Here is a 14,197-nt window from a genome sequence, read left to right on the forward strand (position 1 = left end):
GCCCACGCGGCCCGGGCCGCCGCGGCCTACGAGGAGGCGATCCGCTTCGGGCAGTGGGCGATCGACGCGGCGGGCAGCACCGCGCCGGAAGCCGACCGCGCCGACCTGCTGCTCGACCTCGCCCGCGACGAGTTCGCGGCGGGCCGGATCGCCGACAGCCTCGCGCACTGCGTCCAGGCCGCCGCCCTCGCCGAGCGGGCCGCTCGCCCCGACCTGCTCGCCGAGGCGGCGCTGGTGGTCCACGGCGTCACCACGCCCACCGTGATGACCCAACTCGACCTGCTGTGCGACAACGCTTTACGTCGACTCGAACCGGGCACGCACGACGACCTGATCGCCCGGATCCTGGCCAGGCACGCCCTCTCGGCCGCCGACCGTGGCGCGGGCGCGACGGCCAGGGCGCTGTCCGAGCAGGCCATGCGCGCCGCCGCGCACTCGACCGACCCCGATGTCACGCTCGATGCCCTCCACGCCCGGCACCTGTCGCTGGCCGCGCCCGACTATCTCGACGAACGAACCGCCTTGGCCGCCAGGGCGATCGAGATCGCGGTCGACGCCGAGCAACCGCTGGCCCAGCTCTGGGGACACGTGTGGACCGCCGACGCGAGCCTGCAACGCGGCGACCTCACCGCCTTCGACAGCGCCCTGGACCACATCGACCTGCTGGTCGAGCGCCGTCGGCTGCCGCTCGCCCGCTGGCACCTGCTGCGCCTGCGCGCCACCCGCGCCGTCCTGGTGGGCGAACTCGCCGCCGCGCTCGACTTCGACGCCGCCGCCTATGAACTGGCCGTCGGCATCGGCGACTTCTCGCTGGCCGGACTGCACCACGCGTTTCGCGGGATGTACGCGGTGATCATCGGACATGTCGACCGCGCCGAGCTGACCGAAGCGGTCGCGTCACTGGCCTTCGCCCCGAAGATCCCGATCGCGCAGCTCTTCGCGCCGCTGATGCACGCGCTCGCCGGCGATCTCGACGAAGCCAGGGCCCTGTTCGCGCCCTTCCGGGAGCTCCCCGACACACTCGAGATCGGCGCGCGCTGGGCGGGCACCGTGTTCAGTGTCGGCTTGGTGGCCGAACTGCTCGACGACGCCGAGACCGCCGATCGCGTCTACCGCGCCCTGGCCGGGCAGGAAGGGCACTACTGCGCCGACGGCACCGGCGCGCTGATCTGCGTCAGCTCGCTGGCCAGGGTCCGGGCCGACAACGCGCGCGTCGCCGGACACCTGGACGCCGCGGTCGAGCTGTACCGGCGTGGCCTGGAGATGGACACCAGGATCGGCGCGCGCCCCTTCGTCGCGCTCGGCCACCTCGGGCTGGCCCGCACCTTGCTCGCCCGCGCCGAGTTCACCGCCGCGCGCGCCGCGGCCGAACAGGCGGCCGCCGGCTTCCGCAGGCTCGGCATGACCCATCGCCTGGCCGCCGCCGACGCGCTGCTCACCCGCATCACCGCCGCCGCCCGCTGCGCCGATCCGCTCACCCCGCGCGAGCGCGAAGTCCGCGAGCTGGCGGCGGCGGGACTGACGAATCGCGAAATCGCCACCCGCCTCGTTCTTTCCGAACGCACCGTGGAAACCCACGTCCGCAACATCCTCGCCAAACTGGGCGTCACCAACCGGACCGAGCTCGCCCGCGACACCCGCTGACGCAGGTCATGCCCCTGACATCGTGGCCGGTACGAGGGACGATCTTGCGGTTACAGTGGCCGGGCAAGTAATGCTCGTGCTCGGAGGGGACCGGTGGTGGAACAGGTATTCCAGGTCGATTTGCGTGGTGTGGTCGACCTGCTCAGTCACCACCTGTACGGCAGTCCGCGGGTGTATGTGCGCGAGCTGATGCAGAACGCCGTCGACGCGAGCACCGCGCGCCGGGCGCTCGACCCGTCGGCGCAGCTCAGCGTGCGGATCGAGACCGCCGACCGCACCGGCGACGGCAGCATCCGCATCCACGACACCGGCATCGGGCTCACCGAGGCCGAGGTGCACACCTTCCTGGCCACCATCGGCCGCAGCGGCAAGCGCGACGATCTCGGCTTCGCCAGGCACGAGTTCCTCGGCCAGTTCGGCATCGGTCTGCTCTCGTGCTTCCTGGTCGCCGACGAGGTCACCGTGCTGACCCGCTCGGCGCGCGGCGGGCCGACGGTGCGCTGGACCGGGTTCGCCGACGGCCGCTACCGCGTCGAACCCGCCTCGCGGGAACGCGAGGAACCGGGCACCACGGTCATCCTGACGCCCCGGCGCGGCGCCGAGCAGTGGCTCACCGGCGCCACCGTCACCGAGCTGGCCGCGCTGTTCGGCAGTCTGCTGCCGTTCGAGGTCACCGTCGACGGGCACTCGGTCACCGAGCCGGAGCTGCCGTGGCGGGCCAACCACCCCACCCCCGACGACCGCACGGCCGCCCTCGCGGCCTACGCCGAGGACACCTTCGGCTTCACCCCGTTCGCCACCTTCGATCTCAGCTGTGCCGAATCCGGCGTCACCGGGGTGGCTTTCGTGCTTCCGCAGCCGGTCAACCCGGCGGCCAAGGCCGGGCACCGGGTGTACCTCAAGCGCATGCTGCTGGCCGAGAGTGTCGCCGGGCTGCTGCCCGACTGGGCCTTCTTCGTGCGCTGCGTCGTCGACACCACCGAGCTGCGGCCGACCGCCAGCCGGGAGGCACTGTACGAGGACGACCTGCTCGAATCCACCAGGGAGGTGCTCGGCGGGCAGATCAGGGACTGGCTGGTGGAGTTGTCCACCGCCGACCCGGCCGCGCTCGCCCGCTTCCTGCGCGTCCACGATCTCGGCGTGAAGGCGCTCGCCCTGCACGACGACGACATGCTCCGGCTGGTCGATCGCTGGCTGCCGGTGGAGACCAACGCCGGGCAGATCCCGCTGGCCGAGTTCCGCCGCCGGTTCGGCGGGGTCCGCTACACGCCCTCGGTGGAGGAGTTCCGCCAGCTCGGCGCGGTGGCGGCCGCCCAGGGCCTCGGCCTGGTGAACGGCGGCTACACCTACATCACCGAGATCGTGGAGCGCCTGCCCGCGCTCGACCCCGAGATCCAGGTGACGCGCCTGGACACCGCCGCCCTGGCGACCCACTTCGACCTGGTCGACCCGGCGACCGAACTGGCGCTGCGCCCGTTCCTGACGACCGCCCAGCGGGTGCTCGACCGGCTCGAATGCGAGGTCGTGCTGCGCACTTTCGATCCGCCGTCGCTGTCGGCGCTGTATCTGCTCGACCGCGACACCCAGCATCGCGCCGAACTGCGGGCCACCCGCCAGGTCGCCGACGACCTGTGGGCCGACGTCCTCGGTGCCTTCGATTCCGGCCAGGACAGCGACCGGCCGCAACTGGTGCTCAACCACCGCAATCCGCTGGTGCGCCGCATCGCCGGGCTCGCCGACGCCCGGTTGGTGACGATGGCGGTCGAGGCGCTCTACAGCCAGGCGCTGCTGCTCGGCCAGCATCCGATGCGGCCGGTCGACACCGCGCTGCTGAACAAGTCGTTCGTCGGTCTGCTCGACTGGGCAGTGCACGATCCGCAGGGAGAGCTCTGATGTCCGACACCGTCGACGACCTGTGGCGGCTGCTCGCCCAGGCGGGCAACATGCCCTACGGCGACAGCAAAGACGCACTGCTGGAACAGGTCCTGCGGCACGCCGACGCCGGCGGGCACACCGACCTCGCGTTCCGCACCCGCATGCGGTTGATCACCGCCTACGCGCAGGGCATGAGCCCGGCCAAGCTGTTCGTCCCGTTCGCCCGCTGCCTGGCCGACTACGACCGCGACCCCGGCGCCTACGAGGAGTGGGTGGCGTCCGCGCTGCGCTGGGACTTCAAGTTCGCGGTGCGCGCGATGACGAATTTCCCCGAGGTGCCCAAGGATCGGGCGTTGGCCGCGCTGGACCAGATGGAGCAGCGCTATCGGCTGGAGGGCCAGAGCCTGCACGCGGTGCACGCTTACCGGCACTATGTCGCCGAGCATCTGGGCGACCTGGCCGAGGCCGAGCGCTGGTACGAAAGGTGGTGCACCACACCGCGCGACGAGAACTCCGACTGCGCAGGCTGCGACCCCACCGGCAAGGTCGCCTGGCTGGCGATGCGGGGTCGCGATGCCGAGGCCGTCGAGCTGGCCGCCCCTGTCCTGCGCGGCGAACTGCACTGCAACGAACAGCCGCAGCTGATCCTGACCGCGTTGCTGCTGCCCTACCTGCGCACCGGCCAGCTCGACGCGGCGCGCGACGCGCACCGCCGGTCCTACCGGGTGCTGCGCACCAAACCGCAGGACCTGCGGGCCATCGCCACCCACCTCGAGTTCTGCGCGTTGTCCGGCAATCAGGCACGCGGCCTGGAACTGCTCGACCGGCATCTCGGCTGGCTCGACCGCTCGCCCAATCCGTCGGCCGCCATGGACTTCGCCGCCGCGGCCGCGCTGCTGCTGCGCACGGTGGACGACGCGGGCCACGGCGACACCGTCGTCCGGCGGCCCGCGCACCTCGAGCGGCCCGCCGCCGAATCGACCGCGCGGGACCTGCGGCAGGAGCTGACCGCCGAGGCGCTGGCGATCGCGGCCCGGTTCGACCAGCGCAACGGCACCGCGCATCAGACCGAGCAGGTGCGCGCGGTGCTGGCGCGCACGCCGATCGTCGACCGGCTGCCGCTGTCGGCCGCCGCGGCGCACCGGGCACCCGTCGAGCCCGCGCCCGCCCCGATCGCACTCCCCGCCCTGACCACGGCCGAGCTGATCGACCGGGCCGAGCTGGGCCAGGAGCGCGACGCCACCGTCGAGGTGACCGCGTTGGCCCAGCGCCTGACCGAGGCCGCCGAGCCCACCGATCCCCTGCTGGCGGGCCGGCGCGCGGCCGTCCTGGCGCGCGAGTCCGCCCGGCACGGCGACAGCAACGAGACCGAATCCCTGCTGCGCCGAGCGATCGAGCACTACACCGCCGCCGGTGACGAGGACCGCAGGCAGGGGGGTCTCGGCCGCCTCGGTGCGCACCTGTGCAGGCACGGCGATCCCGCCGAGGCGACATCGCTGCTGCGTGCCTCGCTCGCGCACCTGGGCGCGTCCGCCGATCCGGCTGTCCGGGCCGGCGCGATCCTGCGACTGTCCGGCGGTCTGCTCGACCTGTTCGACCGCGGCCTGCTGGCCGACGACGATGCCGCCGAACTCCCCGAGCTGCTCGACCGCGCCGCGGCCGAGGCAGCCGCGTCGGGCGGCGACGAGCTGATCGGCGACGTCGCCAGGCAGCGGATGTATCTGTCCGAGAACAACTCCCGCATCGACGACGCCGACGCCGCGGCGCGCACGGCGATCTCCGCCTTCCATCGGGCGAACCTGCCGTTGCGGGCCGCGACCACGCTCTACCATCTGTCCGGAATCCGCCGGTCCGCAGCGGAGTTCGACACCGCGCTCACGCTGCTCGACGAGGCGATGCCGCTGCTCGATACCGACACCCCGATCGGATTCCGGATGGCGGTCTACGCCCGCCGTGGTGACCTGCTGCTGCACCTGGACCGTGCCGCCGAGGCCGTCGGCGAGCTGCTCACCGCGATCGCGATCGGCGCGCCCGTCGACCTGCCCCAGGTCCCATACGCGCGATGGGATCTGGCCATCGGCTACCGGTCGACCGGGCAGCTGCTCGATGCCGCCGAACAGGCCGAGTCGGCGATCCTCGCGCTGGATCGCGCCGGCGCGGGCGGCCCGGCCCGGGGCTGTCGCTACCTGCTCGCCGGTCTGCACCGCTCGCTGGGCGAGCACGATCAGGCACTCGCCGTGTACGACGCGATCATCGAATTCGACCGGGCCGTCGCCGATCTCGGTGACGAGGCCTACGTGCTCGCCGAGACCGCCGATCTGCTCGACTCGCTCGACCGCGATGCCGAGGCCGCCGAACGCTATCGCCTCGCCGCCGAGGTGGCGGCCCGGGTCGACGATCCGATCCGGGTCGCCTACTGCCGCTACAGCGCCGCGCTGTCGCTGCACTGGGCCGGGGATTCCGACGGCGCGGTGGCGGCCGTCGACGTCGCCGATGCCGCACTGGCCGAGCTCGCCGCGACCGGACCGGACGCCGATCTGCTCACCTGGCACCGGGCCCGGCTCGACCACAACGCCGCTCGAATCCTGCACTCCGCCTCTCGTTTACCCGACGCGTTGCCCCGCGCGGAAGCGGCGGCCGCCGGGTTCCGCGCGATCGAGGTCGTCGATCGGGCCGTGCGCGCCGACTACGACCAGGCGAGAATCCTGCTCGGCCTCGACCGCGCCGCCGAGGCCGAGAAGGTCCTCGCGGGCGCCGTCGCCGAACTCGACGACACCCACCCGGCCTACGGCCCGCTCTCCGGCCTGCTGACCGAAACCCGTTCCCGCCTCGGCTGATACGAAGGACCACGCCATGCAACCGCTCGGCAGCGACGATCCACGCCAGATCGGGGCGTACCGGCTGCTCGGTGTCCTCGGCGCCGGCGGCATGGGCAAGGTGTATCTGGGCCGCAACGCGGGCGGACGCACGGTCGCGGTGAAGGTGATCCGGCCGGACCTGCTGGGCGACCCCGAGTTCCGGACCCGGTTCCGCCGGGAAGTGGCCGCCGCGCGCCGGGTCGGCGGGGCGTTCACGGCGCCGGTCCTCGACGCCGATGTCGACGCCGATCCACCGTGGCTGGCCACCGGATACGTCGCCGGACTCGCGCTCTCGGACGCGGTGTCGCGGTTCGGGCCCTTCGCCGAGCCGTCGCTGCTCGCCCTCGGGCACGGGCTGGCCGAGGCGCTCGTCGCCATCCACGACGCGGGCATCGTGCATCGCGATCTGAAGCCGTCGAACGTGCTGCTGGCCGTCGACGGGCCCAAGGTGGTGGACTTCGGTATCGCGCGCGCCGTCGAGGACACCGCGCTCACCACCACCGGAAAGGTCATCGGCTCACCGGGTTTCATGTGTCCGGAGCAGGTGACCGGCGAAGCGCTCGGCCCCGCGTGCGATGTCTTCGCCCTCGGCGGCGTGCTGACCTTCGCCGCGTCAGGCCACGGCCCGTTCGGCACCGCCGAGATCGTGCAGATGCTGTGGCGCATCGTCTACGAGGAACCCCGCCTCGACGGCGTGCCCGCGCGGCTGCGTCCCCTGGTCGCCGCCTGCGTCGCCAAGGACCCCGCCGCCCGCCCGACTCCGCGGCAAGTTCTCGCCGAGTTCGCCGCCATCGGCCTGCCCGAGCGCACGGGTTGGCTACCACCGGCGGTCCTCGAAGACGTCAGCAGGCGCGCGGTCGCCCTGCTTGACCTCGATTCCGGCCCGGTCGACGGCCCTGCCGGTCCCAGCACGCCACCTCACCCGTCTCGGTCGAACACCAGTAGTCAGGCATTCTTGCCCGGCTCCACGGGTTCCGGTGGGCAGATACCGGTGCCAGGTGCCGCTGCGAACTTCAGCGGACCGGCATCGTCGCCCGGAAAGGCGGCAGGCCTCGACGGTCAAACGCCGCCGCCCGGCTCCGGAGCGGGGTTCACCGGGACTCCACCGCTGTCCGGCACTGCGACGGGCTTCGGTCGGCGCACGTCCTTTGCCGACAGCGGCGGGCCGAAACAGTCGGGCTACGCGACTGTCAGCGGGCCGGCCGGTGACATCACCGGTGGTACCCACGCGCCTTGGCAGGCACCGCCTGCCCGCTCGCGCCGAGGGCGCAACGCTCTGGTGGCCGCGGCGGTGGTCGTAGCGCTGGCGGTGGCCGGGGGTGCGTTCCTGATCGGCGTCCAGCTGCGCGGTCAATCGGACGGCAATAGCGTGGCGAACTCGACGTCGATCTCCACCGGCACCGAAGACTCCGAGCTCCCGCCCGCCACCGGAGCGGCGGTGTCGACGGTCCCCGCCGCGTTCGTGGGGAGCTGGCAGGGGCAGGCCACCGACGGGCCGGTGCGCTTCGACATCACCCTCACCATCAACGACGGCAAGGTCGGGCAGAAGGTAGCCACCGCGTCGAATACCGGCACGCTCTCCGGCGAGCGCTGCGAGCGCTCGGAAACCCTGGTCGAGGCCACCACCGACGGCCTCGTCTTCCGGGCGAAACTCACCGGCAAGAGCGCGAGTGGCTGTGTGGACGACGGTGCGACCTCGACGGTCACCCTCGGCTCGGACGGCACCCTCACCTACCGCACGCCGGGGCTGCTCGGTGGCACCATCACCGGGTTTCTGCGCAAGTCCTGACCACTCGCGATGACGATTGCCGACCAGTTGCCGACCACCTCGAAACGGGATCGAAACGGCGAACCGGGCACCCCGCGCGGCTGGTGGTGGTTCACTACCACCACGAGCTTGTCTGGACCTCCGACCAACACATCACCCCTGGTGATGCCGATCTCAACTTTCCAGCCGTTGCTATCTGGGTCACTACTATGCCAGACTCTCGTCCCACACTGTGAAGCCGTCCGGTCTCACAATGTCCGGAAAGGGAGTGGGTTGAGCGAGCGGCAAGAGCGCGAAGTTGCCACCCTCCCGACGGCTGCGCGGAAATCAGCCCCAGTCCACCAGCGTGAGCGCGGCGGCGGTCAGCAGATCGACCAGTTCGCCGACCGGCGGACGCGACTCCCGCAGCAGCCATTCGTGCGCGACGCCGTTGACCGCGCCGGTCAGCAAGCCCGTGGTGAGCTCCGCGTCGCCGCGCAGCCGCACCCCCTTGGCGGCCAGCGCCGTCTCGATCAGCGCCGACCAGGCGTGCCTGCGGGCGCGGCGATGGTTCTCCATCCGGTCGCTGACTCCGACGACCTCGATCAGCGCCACCTGTGCGCGGTACGGGTCGGAGCCGAGCGATTCCAGGTACGCGGCCAGTCCGCTGCGCAGCGCCGGCTCCGGTTCGGTGTGCTCGACCACCGCGGCGACGACCGCGGCCGCGGCGTCGTCCTGGATGCGGTCGTAGGCGGCGATGAGCACGTCCTCGCGAGTCTCGAACTCCTCGTAGAACTGCCGCTTGGACAGTCCCGCCGCCGCGCACACCTCGGCGAGCGAGCACGTCGGGTACCCGCGTTCGGCGAAGATTCGCGTCGCTGCTTCCAGGAACCGCTGGCGCCGTTCGGCTTTACGCGCGACGACTGTACGACCCCCATACCGTCTGTCCGCTGTAGTCACCTCTCCAATGTATCTGAAACCCCGGATCACACTTACATTTCCGGGCTGCTCCAACCAATCCCCACAAAGAAGGACGGCTGACCAGTGCTGCGCACCCGAGGCTCGCGGACCGCATTGTCCGCTCTCGTACTAGCGGTGAGTGCCTCACTCGCCGCACCTGCATCGACCATGGCTGCCCCGCGGCCTGCGGCTCAGCCGAGCGTCCCGGCGATCGCGGAGAACGTTCCCTCCGAGACGCTGGCCGCGCTGGCACCGTCGATCGTAAGCGCCGTCTCCGCGCCGGCCCCCATCGCCGACGGCGCGCAGGCCGCGATCCTGGCTCAAGCGCGCGTGCTGCTCGCCACGCCCGGCATTCCCGCGCAGGTCAAGGCGACCCTCGAGAAGGTCATCACCTTCCTCGACGGCAGCGGCGGTGGCGGTCCCGAGCTCCCGCCGTCCGACGGCCCGCGGATCGCGCAGTTCCTGTACCCGACCATCGGCAAGGGCTGCATCGGCCCGACCTCCGATTCCGTCGGCACCGCGCTGGCCGTACCCGGCCCGGCCGAGCTGCCGCCGCCCGGGCCCGCCGCGGGCCAGACCGGTTTCGTCTTCACCGCGCTGGGTACCAAAACGCCTACCGTCGCGCAGAACCCGCCGATGACGGTGCAGTGGGTCAACCTGGACAACCGGCGCACGGGCACCCAGCCGCTCACCACCGCGGCCGGGATCAACCCGGACGGGCCGGCCACCCTGTCCGCCATCGCCGACACCGGCTCGGGCCGGGTCGCCGCGGTGATCACCGGTTCGCTCACCACGACCACCGCCGACGGTGACCGGACCTGCTCGTTCGCCCCGACCCTCGGGTTCTTCTCCGTCGCCTGAGCCGACGCCACGTATTGGAGTTTCGTTCAATGAAGTTTGCCGTCCCCGGCTTGGTCAGTGGCCTGGCCGGCGCGATCCTCGGGGTGATTGCCGTGCTCGGCATCACCGCGGGCGCGCAACAGAATTCGATCCCCGCCCCCGAGACGACCGCTGATCCCGGTTCGTCGGTGCTGGGCAACGTGCAGTACGGAAGCCGATGAGCAACGGGCGCAGGCTCATCGCCTGCATTCTCGTCGGGCTCGGCGCGCTGCTGCTCGCCGCCGCCGTCATGATCCCCACCTACACCGTGGACAAGGTCGCCAAGACCCCGCTGGATCTGCGGATCACCACCGTCGCCAAGAGCGTTCCCGGCGAGGAAAGCCTGGTGCTGGACGCGAAGTCGCTGACCTCGCCCGAGGGCGCGGCCAAGATCGACAAGAACGTCCCCGTGGTCTCGCAGCGCTTCCTGACCGTCGAGGAGCCCTCGGGCGCCGACGAGATGACGGTCCAGGCCGGCCAGACCCTGCGTCGCGACGACCGCGACGGCGACACCGGCATCCTCACCGCCTCCATCGACCGGGTCACCATCGACCGCGTCACCGGCGAGCCGGTCGCCACCTCGCCCAACGGTTCCCTCGCGGTCACCGTCGACAAGTCGGGCGCCTCGGTGGCCGACGCGCTGACCCGTCAGGGTCTGCAGTACCGCTTCCCGATCGGCACCGAGAAGAAGTCCTACCCGTACTTCGACACCAACGCCCGCGCCACCCGGCCCATCGACTTCGTCGAGGAGTCCGAGATCAACGGCGTCCCGGTCTACCACTTCCGGCAGTCCATCCCGGTGACGAACATGAACGACGTGGTGCCCGCCGCGACCAACAAGCTCACCCTCCCCGCCGCCAAGTGGGGCCTCGAGGGCGACGAGCCGGTCACCATGACCCGCTTCTACACCAACACCCGTGACCTGTGGGTGGAGCCGAAGACCGGCGCGGTCCTCAAGGGCGGCGAGCAGATCCACCTGTTCTACGGCCGCAGCGCCAACCAGATCGACGTCACCGCGCTGAAGTCGCACCTGGTCTTCGACGAGGAGACCATCGACGCCCAGATGGCCGTCACCCAGAAGAGCCTCGACAAGCTCGACCTGTTCGGCAAGACCCTGCCGATCATCCTGGGCATCCTCGGCGCGATCCTGCTCATCGCCGGCGCCGTCCTCGGCGTCCTGAGCGCGGGCGGCTCCGCCGCCCGGCGCACCTACGACCCGCCCACCGAACAACTCCGCACCACGAACCTCTAGCTCGGTTCCCCTGCACAACGAAGCCTCCCCGGATCCCTCCGGGGAGGCTTCGTTGTCTCACGGCCCGAACGCGGACCAGTCCGGCCGGTTCAGCAGGCCCTGACAGCGAGTTCGCTCCGGCAACGCGCCATGGCGTCGACCACCAGCGGTGCGAAGCTCTCCGACAGCAGCCCGATCGTCTGCAACATGGGGATGTCGCCGTCCTCGGGCGCCGTCTCGAGCAGTGCCAGCCCGGTGGTCACCGCGCAGCGATCGGTGCCCCGCCGGATGAGCCACCGGCCGGTCGCACGGGCCCGTTCGGCATCGACGCGCTGTCCCGCGGCGACCACATGCTCGTTCCGGAACAGCGGCACGAACACCTGGTGACACGCGTCGGCCAGCTCGGCGGGCGCGCGGCCGGGGTCCGGATGTTCGCCGTCAGTGAACCGTGGCACGGGTCGGAACAAACCGGTATCCGACTGGGTTGAGTGAGCAAAGCTCAACTTTGGAAGGGTCGATATGACTACAGCTCAGAACCTGCCGGTGCTGTTCCTCACCGATCCGATCGTGCTGCCGGGCATGGTCGTGCCCATCGAATTGGACGAATCCGCGCAGGCCGCCATCGACGCCGCGCAGGCCGGGAAGACCGGCGCTGTGCTCGTCGCGCCCCGCCTCGACGAGGGGTACGCGTCCTACGGCGTCGTGGCCACGATCGAGCAGGTCGGACGGATGCGCGGCGGCGCGCCCGCCGCCGTGCTCAAGGCCGAGCGCAGGGCGCGGATCGGGCACGGCGTGACCGGGCCGGGCGCCGCCCTGTGGGTGGAGGCCGAACTCGTCGAGGAGCCCGCTCCCGACGCGCGCACCACCGAGCTCGCCGCCGAATACAAGAAGCTGGTCGTCGCGGTGCTCCAGCGGCGCGAGGCGTGGCAGATCATCGACATCGTCAATCAGCTCGACAAGCCCGAAGCCATCGCCGACACGGCGGGCTACGCCCCGTACCTGACCAACGACCAGAAGCGCGAACTACTCGAGACCCCCGAGGTCGCCGCTCGCCTGACCAAGCAGATCGAGTGGATCAAGGACCACATCGCCGAGGTCGAGGTCACCGACAAGATCTCCGAGGACGTCCGCGAGGGCATGGAGAAGAGCCAGCGCGAGTTCCTGCTCCGCCAGCAGCTCAACGCCATCCGCAAGGAGCTCGGCGAGGACGAACCCGACGGCGCCGACGACTACCGCACCCGCGTGGAGAACGCCGACCTGCCCGAGAACGTGCGCGCCGAGGCGCTGCGCGAGGTCGGCAGGCTCGAGCGGGCCAGCGATCAGAGCCCGGAATCGGGCTGGATCCGCACCTGGCTCGACACCGTCCTGGACCTGCCGTGGACGGTGAAAACCGAGGACAGCACCGATGTCTCGGCCGCGCGCGCCGTGCTCGACGCCGATCACCACGGTCTGGACGAGGTGAAGGACCGCATGGTCGAGTACCTGGCCGTGCGTGCGCGCCGGGCCGCGCGTGGTCTGGAGGTCGTCGGCGGACGTGGCTCGGGCGCCGTGCTCGTGCTGGTCGGTCCGCCCGGTGTCGGCAAGACCTCGCTGGGTGAGTCGGTCGCGAAGGCGCTGGGCCGCAAGTTCGTTCGCGTCGCCCTGGGCGGCGTGCGCGACGAGGCCGAGATCCGTGGCCACCGGCGCACCTACGTGGGCGCGCTGCCCGGCCGGATCGTGCGTGCGGTGAAGGAGGCGGGGTCGATGAATCCCGTCGTCCTGCTGGACGAGATCGACAAGGTCGGCTCCGACTTCCGCGGCGACCCGGCGGCGGCGCTGCTCGAGGTCCTCGACCCCGCGCAGAACCACACCTTCCGCGATCACTACCTCGACCTGGACCTCGACCTGTCGAACGTCCTGTTCATCGCGACCGCCAACGTCATGGACACCATTCCCGGCCCCCTGCTGGACCGCATGGAGCTCATCACCGTCGACGGCTACACCGAGGCCGACAAGGTGGCCATCGCCCGCGACTTCCTGGTGCCCCGGCAGCTGGAACGCAACGCGCTGACCGCCGAGGAGGTCTCGATCACCGACGCGGCGCTGCGCGAGATCGCGGCGAACTACACCAGGGAAGCCGGTGTGCGCCAGATGGAGCGCCTGGTGGCGAAGGCCCTGCGCAAGGCGGCGACCCGCCTGGTCACCGGCGATGCCGCCGACGAGAACACCCTGGTCGACAAGGGCGCGCTGGGCGAGGGCGCCGTGCTCGGGTACGACCCGGGGCTCGGCTACGACAACGTCATCGATATCGAGTCCGGTCCGCAGCCGGCCGGTCAGCTGACGAGTCTCGTGGTCGACGTCGAGAACCTGACCGACTACCTCGGCCGTCCCCGCTTCACCCCGGACTCGGTGGAACGCACCGCCGTCCCCGGCGTGGCGACGGGCCTGGCGGTCACCGGCGCCGGCGGCGATGTGCTCTACATCGAGGCCAACGCCGCCGAGGGCGAGCGCGCCCTGACCCTGACCGGTCAGCTGGGCGATGTGATGAAGGAATCGGCGCAGATCGCGCTGACCTACGTGCGCTCGCACCTCGAGGAGATCGGCATCGAGCCGAAGGTCCTGGACCGCAACATCCACATCCACTTCCCGGCGGGTGCGGTGCCCAAGGACGGACCGTCGGCGGGCGTCACCATGGTGACCGCCCTGGTGTCGCTGGCGCTGGGCCGTCAGGTGCGCGGTGATGTCGGCATGACCGGCGAGGTCACGCTGAACGGGCGGGTGCTGCCGATCGGTGGCGTGAAGCAGAAGCTGCTCGCCGCCCAGCGCGCCGGGCTGAAGACCGTCTTCATCCCGGCCCGCAACGAACCGGACCTCGACGAGGTCCCGGCCGAGGTGCTGGCCGCCCTGGATGTCCGCCCCGTCGCCGACGTGGCCGAGATCCTGGCCTACGCCATCGAGCCGATCGCCGAACCGGCCGCCGACGGCAGCTTCGCCGTCAGCGCCTGACCCACCACCGAACGGGCC

At 71.3% G+C, this 14,197-nt stretch carries 10 protein-coding genes; 8 read left to right on the top strand and 2 right to left on the bottom strand.

Annotated features, from left to right (window positions below; translation table 11 throughout):
- The 4 genes from ATM97_RS13490 to ATM97_RS13505 form a co-directional block, all read left to right on the top strand.
- A partial coding sequence (locus tag ATM97_RS13490; protein ID WP_218718352.1) for a helix-turn-helix transcriptional regulator occupies positions 1–1,644 on the top strand: 1,644 nt, incomplete at its 5' end.
- Positions 1,645–1,737: 93 nt separating this feature from the next.
- The gene (locus ATM97_RS13495; RefSeq protein ID WP_308248470.1) at positions 1,738–3,537 is read left to right on the top strand and encodes an HSP90 family protein; all 1,800 of its coding nucleotides are present in this window, start codon (positions 1,738–1,740) and stop codon (positions 3,535–3,537) included.
- Entirely contained in the window at positions 3,537–6,356 is a 2,820-nt protein-coding gene (locus ATM97_RS13500) for a hypothetical protein (protein ID WP_218718353.1), read from the top strand. The genes ATM97_RS13495 and ATM97_RS13500 overlap by 1 nt, the downstream gene beginning before the upstream one ends.
- 16 nt (positions 6,357–6,372) lie before the next feature.
- Positions 6,373–8,166, top strand: a complete 1,794-nt coding sequence (locus ATM97_RS13505; RefSeq protein ID WP_218718354.1) for a serine/threonine-protein kinase — start codon at positions 6,373–6,375, stop codon at positions 8,164–8,166.
- A 306-nt stretch (positions 8,167–8,472) separates the two neighbouring features.
- On the opposite strand, the gene ATM97_RS13510 is transcribed toward ATM97_RS13505, so the two are convergent.
- Entirely contained in the window at positions 8,473–9,084 is a 612-nt protein-coding gene (locus tag ATM97_RS13510) for a TetR/AcrR family transcriptional regulator (RefSeq protein ID WP_218718355.1), read from the bottom strand.
- 84 nt (positions 9,085–9,168) lie between these two features.
- Between ATM97_RS13510 and ATM97_RS13515 the strand changes: the two genes are divergently transcribed.
- Genes ATM97_RS13515 through ATM97_RS13525 form a run of 3 tightly spaced genes read left to right on the top strand, consistent with a single transcriptional unit; the run spans position 9,169 to position 11,215 of the window.
- On the top strand, positions 9,169–9,945 hold the full coding sequence (locus ATM97_RS13515; RefSeq protein ID WP_218718356.1) for a hypothetical protein: 777 nt from the start codon (positions 9,169–9,171) through the stop codon (positions 9,943–9,945).
- A 29-nt stretch (positions 9,946–9,974) separates the two neighbouring features.
- The gene (locus ATM97_RS13520) at positions 9,975–10,145 is read left to right on the top strand and encodes a DUF2613 domain-containing protein (RefSeq protein ID WP_218718357.1); all 171 of its coding nucleotides are present in this window, start codon (positions 9,975–9,977) and stop codon (positions 10,143–10,145) included.
- On the top strand, positions 10,142–11,215 hold the full coding sequence (locus ATM97_RS13525) for a DUF3068 domain-containing protein (protein ID WP_218718358.1): 1,074 nt from the start codon (positions 10,142–10,144) through the stop codon (positions 11,213–11,215). Before ATM97_RS13520 ends, ATM97_RS13525 begins: the two co-directional genes overlap by 4 nt.
- 89 nt (positions 11,216–11,304) lie before the next feature.
- Here the strand turns inward: ATM97_RS13525 and ATM97_RS13530 are convergent, their stop codons facing one another.
- The gene (locus tag ATM97_RS13530; RefSeq protein ID WP_218718359.1) at positions 11,305–11,649 is read right to left on the bottom strand and encodes a hypothetical protein; all 345 of its coding nucleotides are present in this window, start codon (positions 11,647–11,649) and stop codon (positions 11,305–11,307) included.
- 64 nt (positions 11,650–11,713) lie between these two features.
- Between ATM97_RS13530 and lon the strand changes: the two genes are divergently transcribed.
- On the top strand, positions 11,714–14,179 hold the full coding sequence (lon, locus tag ATM97_RS13535) for an endopeptidase La (RefSeq protein ID WP_218718360.1): 2,466 nt from the start codon (positions 11,714–11,716) through the stop codon (positions 14,177–14,179).
- The last annotated feature ends 18 nt before the right edge of the window (positions 14,180–14,197 follow it).

Source organism: Nocardia sp. MH4 (assembly GCF_019266065.1).
GTDB lineage: Bacteria > Actinomycetota > Actinomycetes > Mycobacteriales > Mycobacteriaceae > Nocardia > Nocardia canadensis.